The sequence below is a fragment of the Methylovorus sp. MP688 genome (assembly GCF_000183115.1).
In the GTDB taxonomy this organism is placed as follows: Bacteria; Pseudomonadota; Gammaproteobacteria; order Burkholderiales; family Methylophilaceae; genus Methylovorus; species Methylovorus glucosotrophus.
The window spans coordinates 884,358-896,774 of sequence record NC_014733.1; the positions used below are offsets into that span (position 1 = coordinate 884,358).

At 54.4% G+C, this 12,417-nt stretch carries 8 protein-coding genes; 7 read left to right on the forward strand and 1 reads right to left on the reverse strand.

Annotation, left to right across the window (positions count from 1 at the left end; all coding sequences use genetic code 11):
• Positions 1 to 132: 132 nt before the first annotated feature.
• A complete protein-coding gene (locus MPQ_RS04370; protein WP_013441682.1) occupies positions 133 to 3,888 on the reverse strand; it encodes a TonB-dependent receptor domain-containing protein in 3,756 nt (1,251 codons plus the stop codon).
• Between the two features lie 674 nt (positions 3,889 to 4,562).
• Between MPQ_RS04370 and mtnA the strand changes: the two genes are divergently transcribed.
• The 7 genes from mtnA (at position 4,563) to ftsB (ending at position 12,413) form a co-directional block, all read left to right on the forward strand.
• On the forward strand, positions 4,563 to 5,660 hold the full coding sequence (gene mtnA / locus MPQ_RS04375) for an S-methyl-5-thioribose-1-phosphate isomerase (RefSeq protein WP_041362034.1): 1,098 nt from the start codon (positions 4,563 to 4,565) through the stop codon (positions 5,658 to 5,660).
• An 87-nt stretch (positions 5,661 to 5,747) separates the two neighbouring features.
• Complete coding sequence (locus MPQ_RS04380; protein ID WP_013441685.1) at positions 5,748 to 6,404, forward strand: class II aldolase/adducin family protein; 657 nt, start codon at positions 5,748 to 5,750, stop codon at positions 6,402 to 6,404.
• A gap of 46 nt (positions 6,405 to 6,450) precedes the next feature.
• Positions 6,451 to 7,911, forward strand: a complete 1,461-nt coding sequence (locus tag MPQ_RS04385; RefSeq protein ID WP_013441686.1) for a bifunctional ADP-dependent NAD(P)H-hydrate dehydratase/NAD(P)H-hydrate epimerase — start codon at positions 6,451 to 6,453, stop codon at positions 7,909 to 7,911.
• Between the two features lie 106 nt (positions 7,912 to 8,017).
• Entirely contained in the window at positions 8,018 to 9,646 is a 1,629-nt protein-coding gene (locus MPQ_RS04390; protein WP_013441687.1) for a CTP synthase, read from the forward strand.
• 103 nt (positions 9,647 to 9,749) lie between these two features.
• The gene (kdsA, locus tag MPQ_RS04395; RefSeq protein ID WP_013441688.1) at positions 9,750 to 10,589 is read left to right on the forward strand and encodes a 3-deoxy-8-phosphooctulonate synthase; all 840 of its coding nucleotides are present in this window, start codon (positions 9,750 to 9,752) and stop codon (positions 10,587 to 10,589) included.
• Between the two features lie 152 nt (positions 10,590 to 10,741).
• Complete coding sequence (eno, locus tag MPQ_RS04400; RefSeq protein WP_013441689.1) at positions 10,742 to 12,028, forward strand: phosphopyruvate hydratase; 1,287 nt, start codon at positions 10,742 to 10,744, stop codon at positions 12,026 to 12,028.
• A 70-nt stretch (positions 12,029 to 12,098) separates the two neighbouring features.
• A complete protein-coding gene (ftsB, locus tag MPQ_RS04405; RefSeq protein WP_013441690.1) occupies positions 12,099 to 12,413 on the forward strand; it encodes a cell division protein FtsB in 315 nt (104 codons plus the stop codon).
• The last annotated feature ends 4 nt before the right edge of the window (positions 12,414 to 12,417 follow it).

Here is a 12,417-nt window from a genome sequence, read left to right on the forward strand (position 1 = left end):
CATTTGTGGCTGCCCGCTTCACCAATTCACCTCAATCAGCATTAGGGCCTGTAAAACGCTAAGTTGATTGCGGATGAATATTGCAGGGGGCAGTCACAATGCCCCTTTCCCCCTTTAAAACCATAAAATTCCCTAAAAATCATACGTGAGGCTGACCCAGGCAGCTCTAGGCGCACCCGGCGCCAGGAAGGTGCTGCTTCGCCATTCGCTGGAGTTGTAGTTAAAGCCTCCGGTGCCTATCAGACCGTTGGTGGATGGGGAGAACGGATTAAGGCCCAAACGCCCCGCACTGTAGTATTCCCGGTCAAACAGATTATTAACCTGCAGACGCAGGGTCAGGTTCTTGTCCAGTTTGTAGCTGGTATGGAAGTTGAATACGGCATAGCCTGGTGTTTTGCCTGGAAAGCGCACATTGGGCCGGTTGATAGTGTAACTACAGGTCGCGTTGGAGCCGTATAGCACCCCATAATCATTTACGGCTCTATCTCCACACCCTCCCACCAGAGGCAAGGATTCGCCTTCACGGTGTTTGTTATTTTCGTTGCCGCGCACAAAAGCTTCGGAGTGCATCACGGCAGTGATGCCCATAGACCAGTTGTCGGTAATGTCATAGCTGAAACTTGCATTCAGGTTATGCAACGGCACACCGGGAATACGGTCTCCCGGACGCACATGAATTTGCTGATAGCCCGTAGGTGTTAGTGAACTTGCCAGACCATCTCGTTGAATGACATTGCCAGCACTGCTGTTGTTGGGGCTTGCCGTCAGGAAGTCATCCTGAAAGGTTGCATCAGTCAAAGAGTAATTAACACGGAAGCTAGCCCGCCCCGATTTGCCTTGCAGGCCCATTTCTACCCCCTGCCTGCGAGTAGCCCCTACATTCTGGAAATAACTGCGGTCGGGCGTGAACGATACAAAGTAAATATCATCTTCCAGATTAGATTGGTACACGCTGGCATTCCACTGAATATCTTCGGTGATATAGCCACGTGCACCAAACTCCAGAGTCTTGGAGATGACTTGTTTTAAATATGGATCGCCCGACAACGTGCTTGGCAAACTGCAAAAGCGCCGTTCGACCAGAGAGCGCGGCATGGTACTAATCACATTGCCCGCCGTATCATAGTTAGGGACAGGGGTGTCGTCGTATGCGCACCCTAGTTCAATCACCGAGGGGGTGCGAGCTCCTTGACTCCAGTTGCCATAGACATTCAACTTTTCATTGACTTGCCATGTGCCGCCAAATGATGGATTTAAAGAGTAGTAGCTAAACTTTTCCGTTTCTGCTGAACCAATCAGGCCTCTGCCCGCAGCATATTCGGGTGTGAAGTAATTGATCTCTCCGGAAGGGCATTCATCTGCGGTAATCGTGCCGTCATTGTTATTATCCGTACATAAGACGCCTAAACTGTAAAAGTTAAGGAACGAGGCCGGGCCATTCAGGCCAAGGATATTGTTGGTGGCCAGAACATTGCGTACGCGTGTGGCGTTGTAGCGCAATGAAGTATTGAAGTTAAGGTTTTTCGTGGGTGACCAAGTCTCGCTGGCATACAGGCTCTTGGTAATGCTGGTGCCGTTGAAGTCATTCAGCCCCAGACCATAAGAGGCTGCCGCGTATTCATAGCCTATGCGGTCTGCGGCCAGATAAGCGTTGCGGTTAGCATCCAGAAGCCCCAGTTGCTGCTTGCTGTTGTAGTCCGCCCCTGCGCTGTCGATAGAGGCACCCACCATGAACTTGTGCTTTTCCAGATTCCAGTTAAGTTGCAGCGAAGCGCCATCAGTAATCTGGTCGATCTGGGTGTTGGTGATGACAGCTGTGGGCGTGCAATTATTGCCTTGGGCATCACAGGCATAACCTGGGCCTGTGCCTCGTCCTGTTCCCGAGTTCGCGTCTGCTCCATCGCGGTTAATGCCGCGGCTGCCTACTGAAGTGTCATTTCTGACGATGAGTCCAAGTGGTTTTCCTAACCCAGGGTTGGCTGAGTTGAACTGACCGAGCTTGGGCGCCGAAGCGATGATGTTCCCATCCTGATCTCGCTCATAAATCAAATAGTCGTCCGGATTAATCGCATTTGCGCCAACATAGACAATGAACCCACTATTATCCAGATAGTTGCCATTCAAATAGCCTTCTGAAACACCCCCTACACTGTAGGTATAAGCTTGCCCACCCTGATTATTGATAACACTGGTAAAACCATATTTTTGCGAAATGCCATCCCAGTTATTTGGAAAAGATCGATTAGCCCACATCTCTTTTATATATTGGTTATATTGAGAGGGCAGGGTTGGGTTTAAGGTTGAGTTCGGATTCGCCCCCCATTGAAGTGCTTGACGAACCACATTGCCTTCGGAGTCGATAACATCGACCGTACCTTGCCCCGCGACCGCTGGCGAGTTTGCATCCGTGCCTATGGCCAGATTGTTAGGATCAAATGCTGTGTTTTCAGAGCCATCGGACAGGAATTGGGGATTGCCATGGATATCAAGCAAGTAACCTTCCGTTGTCGCGGCCACATTGTAGACTGTGGCTTGAAGGTCTGGCAGACCATCACGATCATAGTCGGTAAAGCCAGCTGATACTTTTTCTCCAGCCTCCGCGCGACGGGTGACTGTTCCGCTGATATTGGTATTGACATCGCCAGTGCTACCGTGGCGTTTGCTGTCACGTCGATACACCTGGGCCGTGACGTTAAAGGTGTCGCTGACATCCCAGATGCCGCTCAGTTGAAACTGCGCCAGTGTATTTCTGGTGATATCCGGCGAGGTAAATACCTGAGAGTTGTCTTGCATTGCCATCTCGGTCGGCAGCATGCCGTTACCCACCAATTTGTTTTGCGCTAGCAGGGTGGCAAAGCTCAATCGCAGGTTTTCATTCTGCCATTCCGCTTTGCCGAACACTTGATTCACCCGTGAAGGGGAGTTGTCGCGCCAGCCATCTTCCATGAATAGATTGGCCGATAAAAAACCGGCAATCACGCCGTTATTTCCGCCCCATGAGGCCTGTAATTGCTTGCGGCCAAAGGATCCGGTCAGGATCTGTGTTGATCCGCCGACATCAGTAAAGCCACTTTTGGTTCGCATGGAGATGGCGCCACCCAGTGTTCCCAGACCAAATACCGGGTTACCGCCGGGGAACACATCGATCGAGCTCAATGCGTTAAGCGGGATCATGTCCCAGTTCACGACATCGCCAAATGGTTCATTAACCCGAACGCCATCAACAAACACGGATAAGCCCTGTGCCGTGCCGATTTGAGGGCTTGCAGTAAAGCCGCGATAAGTGACATCCATTTGAAAGGGGTTGCTCTGGTAATCATTGACATTGACCGATTGCAATTTTGTGTTCATCAAATCAGTGATACTTAAGGCATTGGCTTCTTTGATTTCCTTGGCCGAGATGCTCTGCACATTGCCGGGAATCTCTTCCTTGGTGAGTCCCAGCCCTGGCAGGGGTCCCACTTCATACAGCCGTTTTGCCCGCACCTGAATCTCCTGGAGTTTCATTGCTGAACTTTCACCGGGTAGAGCATTCGGGTTATTTTCTGGTTGGGTTGATACCCCGTTTTGCTCATCGGTACCTGCAGCCAGCAAGATGCCTTTGGATACATTAAAGCTGGACGCTTGCGCGGGTAGTTGCGCTAACGCATCCTGTTTGTTGGTTTTTGCTGCGTTGGCATATTCCTCTTCAATATCCACGGCGTGAGCTTGGGTACACAGTGCGATACAGTAAGCCCCTATTGCTCGGGAAATTTTCCCGGTTTTCTTTTGAGGAAAATGTGATTGGAAATCCTGATTTTTTTGCTGCATGCTGCCCCATAGGGCAAGCTTTTGGCCTTGTTTTGAGCCTTTTTTTATTGTCTGGTTATATGTTTTTTGAAATTGCATTTACATCCCTCCACGATAATCATGAAGGGGCAAGAGATGTGCCAAATGTAAAAATATGTAACTAAATAATAGAAAAAATCATATAAATTAAAAGGTTGATGTTTCGATGGATTGTAAAAAGTTGTAATGCCTAAAATTGCGAAGGTGGTTGGTAGTAGCCAAATTGGCTGAAGATATGCAGCCAATTTGGCTGATAGTAACCAGCACGCGAAAAAGTTCTAACGGTGCAAGTGATCGGGAAAATTTCCCGATGAAAGCTAGGCGGGCGAGCGTAAGTCTGGCAGCGCGTTCGTGGGGGAGAGGTCTGTGTAAAAAGGCGATGTCAAATCACGTCTGCGGATGGAAATAGCAACACAAATGTAAAAAGCCTGTTAAGCAGCAAGGCTTTATGAAATTGGTGTAAAAACCGCTTGCCATGCGGGTAAAACAGTGCTTCTTGAATTCATTTATACACACCACCTAAAGTGTTACATTAACTCGTGTAAAAAAATGATACAAATCCAATAACATACGAATTTATTTATAATAAACAACGAGTTGCAAATAAGTTCAAAAAATAAGCGATTTAAAAAAGTCCTTATAAATGCAATGGTTACATTTTTAAGTCACAGCTATCCACATAATTATCCACAGATTTTGTGGATAGGAATATTTCGTATTTGGCACCCTTTCAAATGAAAATAAATCAAGCTTTTTTTCGTACTATTTGGCCGGTGGTGGAAGGCGGGGCGGTGGAGATTATCGACCAGACCCAGCTGCCGCATCGCTTGCATATCCTTCGCATCGACAGCGTGGATGAGATGGTGCATGCCATCAAGCACATGCAGGTGCGCGGGGCGCCTTTGATCGGTGCTGCTGCGGCGTATGGCATGGCCTTGGGTATTGTCGATAGCGCGCTGGATGGCGATGTGGAACGCATAGGCGAGACATTGCTGCAGAGTCGACCCACGGCGGTGAACCTGCGTTGGGCGGTGCAGCGCATGCAGCGCGTGCTTTTGGCCTTGCCGGTGGAAGAACGTGCAGTTGCGGCCTGGCGCGAGGCGGCGGTGATTTGCGATGAAGATGTCGCGTTGAATCAGGCCATAGGCCAGCATGGTTTGAGCATGCTGCGTGCGTTGGCGACTGCGCGTGGTCGCGGCTCTGCGGCGCAACCCTTGCAGATACTCACGCATTGCAATGCTGGCTGGCTGGCGACGGTGGATTGGGGCACGGCTTTGGCACCCATCTATGCCGCGCACGAGGCCGGGCTGGCGGTGCATGTGTGGGTGGACGAAACCCGGCCGCGCAACCAGGGGGCGGCATTGACCGCCTGGGAACTGGCACAGCATGGCGTGCCGCATACCATCATCAGCGACAACGCGGGTGGGCACCTGATGCAGCATGGCAAGGTGGATTGCGTGATCGTGGGAGCCGACAGGGTGACGGCAACAGGCGATGTCTGCAACAAGATCGGCACTTATCTCAAGGCGCTGGCAGCCCATGACAATGAGGTGCCGTTTTATGCGGCTGTGCCATCGCCCACCATAGACTGGAGCATGCAGGATGGACGGCGGGAGATTCCCATAGAAGAGCGCGATGCCGATGAGGTGCACTATATGCAAGGTGTGACGGCGGATGGGGTAGTGCAACGGCTGCGCATCACGCCGCCGGGGAGTGCGGCCGCCAACCCGGCCTTTGATGTGACACCTGCGCGACTGGTGACAGGGATTATCACCGAGCGGGGCATTGCCAGCCCGGCTGCATTGCATGCGCTTTTTCATACCTCAGGCTGATGGTATGCGGGTGGGGCGCCGCACCGATACGCAGGCTCCAGCAATCCGTGTAAGATCGCAGTTCACGTTCCGGGAGTGAACATCATCATGCTCAGCCAGCGCGAAAACCTGTTGAATACCAGTCGCAAGCTCGTGGAGTTGGGGCTTAATCGCGGCACCTCCGGCAATGCCAGCGTGCGCAGCGACAAAGGGTTTTTCATCACGCCCTCGGGCATGGAGGTGGATGCCATGACCCCGCACGACATGGTGCTGATGGATATGGCTGGCAAACACAAGGCGGGGTGCAAGCCTTCCAGCGAATGGCGTTTTCACCGGGATATTTATCAGGCGCGGCCTGAGGTTGGCGCGGTCATCCACGTGCACTCCACCTTCGCCACCAGCCTGGCTTGCCTGCGTCGCGATATTCCACCTTTTCATTACATGATTGCCGTAGCCGGTGGTAGCGATATTCGCTGTGCGCCCTATGCGCTGTTCGGGTCGCAAGCCTTGTCGGATGCGGCTTTGCAAGCCCTGCAGGGTAGGCGCGCCTGTCTGCTGGCGAATCACGGCATGATTGCATTAGGAGCCACGCTTAAGCAGGCGCTGGATATTGCCCATGAGGTGGAAACCCTGTGCGAGCAATACTGGCGTGCCTTGCAGGTGGGGGAGCCGGTGTTGCTGACGGAAGCCGAAATGGCGGAGGTCTTTGAACAGTTCAAGGGCTATGGGGCATGGGCCGAGCCCTCCCAGGCGGCATCGGCATAACCCGGCATCACGATGCGAGCGCGAAAATGAATACTCAGGAATCGACATGCAAGCCTTATATCTGACCTCCAGCCTGCGCAAGCTTGAGCAACAGTACGCGTCAGAACCGCTGATGGAGCGGGCAGGGCACGCAGTGGCGACTCTGGCCCGCACATTGTTGGCGGAGGGACACAACCGCATTCTGGTGGTCGCCGGCCCCGGCAATAATGGCGGCGATGCGTTTGTCGCCGCGCGCTACCTCAAGGCCTGGTGGCACGAGGTGACGGTGGTATTTGCCGGGCAGCGCGCCAGCCTGCCGCCGGATGCCGCGCATGCTTATGATGGCTGGCTGGAATGCGGGGGCGAGGTGCTGAATACCTGGCCGGAAACGGGAGCCTGGCAACTGGCGATTGATGGCTTGTTTGGCATAGGCTTGAAGCGGCCCCTGACCGGTGAGATGGCGGACCTGGTCGCACGCATCAATGCCCTGAGCCTGCCTGTGCTGGCGATTGATATCCCCAGTGGCCTGGCCGCTGACACCGGCGTCATACTGGGGACGGCGGTTCGTGCGACCCATACCATTACCTTTCTCGGCCGCAAACCCGGGCTATATACGCTGGATGGCCCAGACCATGCCGGGAAAGTGCATGTGGATTTGCTCGGCTTGCCGCCTTTGCCGGAAGCCGATGGTACTTTGCTGGATGCACCATTTACCTTGCCTGCCCGCAGGCGCTTGAATAGTCACAAAGGCAGCAATGGCAGCGCAGGCGTGATTGGTGGTGCGGCCAGCATGACAGGCGCTGCCTTGCTGACCGCCCGTGCGGCGTTGCTGCTCGGCGCCGGGCGTGTTTATGCCGGCCTGCTGGATCCGGCTGCGCCTGCGCTGGATGCGGAGTATCCGGAATTGATGCTGCGCGATGCTGACCAATTGCCCACGGTGCATGCCCTGGCGGTGGGGCCAGGCATGGGCCGCTCGCCGCAGGCACACGCGGCCTTGCAGCAGGCGCTGGCTAACCCGGCGCCGCTTGTCCTGGACGCCGACGCGCTTAATCTGCTGGCAGCGGATGCTGATTTGCAGCATCGCCTGGCTGAGCGGGCACCTGGTTCGGTGGTGATCACGCCGCACCCCGGAGAAGCGGCGACCTTGCTAGCGACGGATACGGCCCGTCTGCAGGCGGACCGCATTGCTTCTGCCCGGGCACTGGCGGTGCGGTATCAGGCAATTGCGCTGCTCAAGGGCTGCGGCACGGTGGTGGCAACGCCGGATGGGCGCTGGTGGATCAATGCCAGTGGTAACCCCGGGCTGGGCAGTGCTGGCATGGGCGATACCCTGACCGGCATCATCGTCGCGCTGGCGGCGCAGGGCTTGCCTTTGCTGGAATCCACCCTGCTCGCCGCGTACTTGCATGGGGCGGCAGCCGATGCGGCGGTGGCCCATGGACAAGGGCCGCTCGGGCTTACTGCAACGGAGGTCATGCTCTCTGCCAGGCGCTTGCTGAATCACTGGCTGAGTACCGCGCATGCTTGATGACTGGACGCACAGAGGCGGTCGATAAGGCCAATTGTCATTTGTGGCGAATGACCGTTTCCAGTAAAATACGCTTCCGTCCGCAATGTCCGAAAAGCTCCATCACATGACCAAATACGTATTCGTTACCGGCGGGGTTGTTTCCTCACTTGGTAAAGGCATTGCAGCCGCAAGCTTAGGCGCAATTCTCGAATCGCGTGGTATCAAAGTTACCATGCTCAAGCTAGATCCCTACATTAACGTCGACCCGGGCACCATGAGCCCGTTTCAGCACGGTGAAGTGTTTGTCACCGACGACGGCGCTGAAACCGACCTCGACCTCGGCCACTATGAGCGCTTTATCAGCGCCCGCATGGCCAAACGCAATAATTTCACCACTGGCCAGATTTACGAAACCGTGATCAAGAAAGAACGTCGCGGCGAATATCTGGGCAAGACGGTACAAGTCATTCCGCACATCACTGACGAGATCAAGGCCCACATCAAGCGTGGCGCCGAAGGTGCCGATGTTGCCATCGTTGAAGTGGGCGGCACGGTAGGCGATATTGAGTCCCTGCCATTCCTGGAGGCGATTCGCCAGATGGGGATAGAAGAAGGCAAGTCCAACGCCTGTTATATCCACCTGACGCTGTTGCCCTGGATTCCTACTGCAGGCGAACTCAAGACCAAGCCTACCCAGCACTCGGTGAAAGAGTTGCGTGAAATCGGTATTCAGCCCGATATCCTGCTGTGTCGTGCTGACCGTAGTATTCCTGATGATGAGCGCCGCAAGATCGCGCTTTTCACCAATGTGCCACCAGAAGCGGTTATTTCCGCGATTGATGCCAGCTCCATCTATCAGATTCCTGGCCTGCTGCATGACCAGATGCTGGACGAAATCGTCTGTCACAAACTGAATATTCTGGCACGTGCTGCCGATCTTTCCAGCTGGAACAAGATCGTGCATGCGCTGGCAAACCCACGCTACGAAGTCAATATTGCCTTCGTAGGCAAATATGTAGACCTGACTGAATCCTATAAATCGCTGACCGAAGCCCTGATACACGCGGGGATTCATACCGAATCCAAGGTCAAGATCCACTACATCGATTCCGAAGATATCGAGAAAAACGGCACTGGCGCATTGAAGGCCATGGACGCCATTCTGGTTCCCGGTGGCTTTGGCAAGCGCGGCACCGAAGGCAAGATTGCCGCTATCCGCTATGCCCGTGAAAACAAAGTGCCTTATCTGGGCATCTGCCTCGGCATGCAGCTGGCGGTGATTGAATTTGCCCGTGATGTGGCAGGTCTTGCCGATGCCAATAGCACCGAATTCAATCCGGATAGTCCACATCCTCTGGTTGGCCTGATCACCGAGTGGAAAGACGCCAGCGGCAATGTGGAAGTGCGCAGCGAAGACTCCGACCTGGGCGGCACCATGCGTCTGGGTGCGCAGAAGTGTCCTATCGAGCCGGGCACCATGGCGGCTGCTATTTATGGCAGCGAAGTCAACGAACGCCATCGCCATCGCTATGAAGTCAACAATCATTATGTTGAACAATTGCAGGCGGCAGGCCTGGTGATTTCGGCGCGCACCCCCACAGAAAATCTCTGTGAAATGATCGAGTTGCCGCAGGATGTGCACCCCTGGTTTGTGGCGTGTCAGTTCCACCCGGAATTCACTTCCAATCCGCGTACCGGCCATCCGCTGTTCAAGGCTTATGTGCAGGCGGCATTAGCCAGAAAAAACAAATAGGCTGGTTTGAAAGGGGAGCCTGTCTCCCCTGAGTTTTCCGTCGCAGACAGCTTGATGGGCGATCTGCCTGGTGAGCATGGGCAATTATTAAAGGCGTAAAAGTATGAAATTATGTGGTTTTGATGTTGGTATCGAGCATCCGATTTTTCTGATCGCTGGCCCATGTGTCATTGAGTCCAAGCAAATGGCGATTGATACTGCCGGGCAGTTGAAGGAAATCGCCGCGGCGATCGGTATTCCCTTCATCTACAAGTCTTCTTACGACAAGGCCAATCGCAGCTCCACCAAGACCTTTCGCGGCTTTGGCATGGAAGAAGGCCTGCGTATCCTGGACGATGTGCGTGCGCAGATCGGCGTGCCTATCCTGACTGATGTGCATACCGAAGAGCAGGTGCCGCATGTGGCGGCTGTAGTCGATGTATTGCAAACGCCCGCATTTCTGTGCCGCCAGACCGATTTCATTACCGCCGTCGCTACCTGCGGCAAGCCGGTGAATATCAAGAAAGGCCAGTTCCTGGCGCCAGGCGACATGAAACAGGTCGTGCAAAAAGCCAAGGAAGCCAATGGCGGCGCCGATACCATCATGGTTTGCGAGCGCGGTGCTTCGTTTGGTTACAACACCCTGGTGTCGGATATGCGCGGACTTGCTATCATGCGCGAGACACAATGTCCGGTGGTGTTTGATGCCACCCACTCGGTGCAGCAGCCCGGTGGTCAGGGCGACAAGAGTGGCGGCCAGCGCGAGTTCGTACCAGTCCTGGCCCGTGCGGCTGTGGCCAGTGGTATTGCCGGTCTGTTCATGGAGACCCATCCTGACCCCAGCAAGGCGCTGTCAGATGGCCCGAATGCCTGGCCTTTGCCCAAGATGAAAGACTTGCTGCAGGTGCTGGTGGAACTGGATCGCGTGGTTAAAAAAGCCGGTTTTATCGAGCATACGCTATAACAGGAGCCTGTCGGCGGAGAGGTCCGCAGGCAGTGCCACAGATCCATACGTCATACCCATAAATACCGTTTATTAAGTACCGTTTTTTTTATTCGCATGTACCTGTCCCCGGGGCAGAACCATTCAAGTTTTTATATAAAGGAAGAAAAAGCATGAGCGCAATTGTAGACATCATTGCCCGCGAGATTATTGATTCCCGCGGTAACCCGACGGTAGAAGCGGATGTGTTGCTGGAGTCCGGCATTATTGGCCGCGCTGCCGTGCCTTCCGGTGCTTCTACTGGCACCAAGGAAGCCGTCGAGCTGCGTGACGGTGATACGGGTCGCTACCTGGGCAAAGGTGTACTGCAAGCCGTTGAAAACGTGAATACCGAAATCGCTGAAGCGATTGTGGGCCTGGATGTGGAAGAGCAAAGCTTTATCGACACCACCCTGATTGATCTCGACGGCACGGAAAACAAGAGCCGTCTGGGTGCCAATGCCATCCTCGCGGTTTCCATGGCATGTGCGCGTGCCGCTGCCGAAGAATCCGGCCTGCCACTGTACCGTTACCTGGGTGGTTCCGGTTTCATGCAACTGCCTACCCCCATGATGAACATCATCAATGGTGGCGCGCACGCTGAAAACAGCGTCGACATGCAAGAATTCATGATTATTCCAGCTGGCCTGCCCAGCTTCCGCGAAGCCCTGCGTGCAGGCGCTGAAGTATTCCACGCCCTGAAGAAGACCCTGCACAAGAAGGGTCTGGCCACTACCGTGGGCGATGAAGGCGGCTTTGCGCCTGACCTGCCATCCAACGAATCTGCCATTCAGCTGATTCTGGAAGCCATTTCCGCTGCTGGCTACGAGCCAGGCCGCGACATTCTGCTGGGCCTGGACTGCGCCAGCTCCGAGTTCTACAAGAATGGCATGTATCACCTGGAATCCGAAGGCCTGCAACTGACCTCCGCCCAGTTCTCTGACTATCTGGCAACCTGGGTCGACAAATACCCCATCATCAGCATTGAAGACGGCATGTCCGAGCATGACTGGGATGGCTGGAAGCTGCTGACTGACCGCATGGGCAAAAACGTGCAGCTGGTGGGTGATGATCTTTTCGTCACCAACGCCAAGATCCTGCGTGAAGGCATCCAGAAGGGCGTAGCTAACTCCGTGCTGATCAAGGTCAACCAGATCGGTACCCTGACCGAAACCTTCCAGACCATTGAAACCGCCAAGCGCGCGGGTTACACCTCGGTGATCTCGCATCGCTCCGGTGAAACCGAAGACACTACGATTGCGGATATCTCGGTAGCCACCAATGCCTTGCAGATCAAGACCGGCTCCCTGTCCCGTTCCGAGCGCATTGCCAAGTACAACCAGCTCTTGCGTATTGAAGAAGAGCTGGGCGACGCAACCAGCTACGCTGGCATCGATGCCTTCTATCATCTGGCTCGCTAAGCACTTGCCGGATTAAATCAACATGCGCAGTTTGCCTGGCAGACTGCGCATTGTTATTTAAAACGTATCCATGCGATTTTTAACCCTTATTTTTGTCATACTGATTGCGACGCTGCAGTATCCCTTGTGGCTGGGCAAAGGCAGCTGGTTGCGGGTGTGGGACTTGAACCGGCAAATCAGCGAGCAGAAAGACAAGAACGCTCAGTTAAAAGCGCGAAATGATACACTGGACGCAGAAGTGCGTGATCTGAAACAGGGCTTTGCTGCCATTGAAGAGCGCGCCCGCAGTGAGCTGGGAATGATCAAGCAGGATGAAGTGTTTTATCAGGTGATCGATAAAGCGCCCGTTGCACAACCTGCACCGCCCGCTGCACCACAAAAATAAGAGT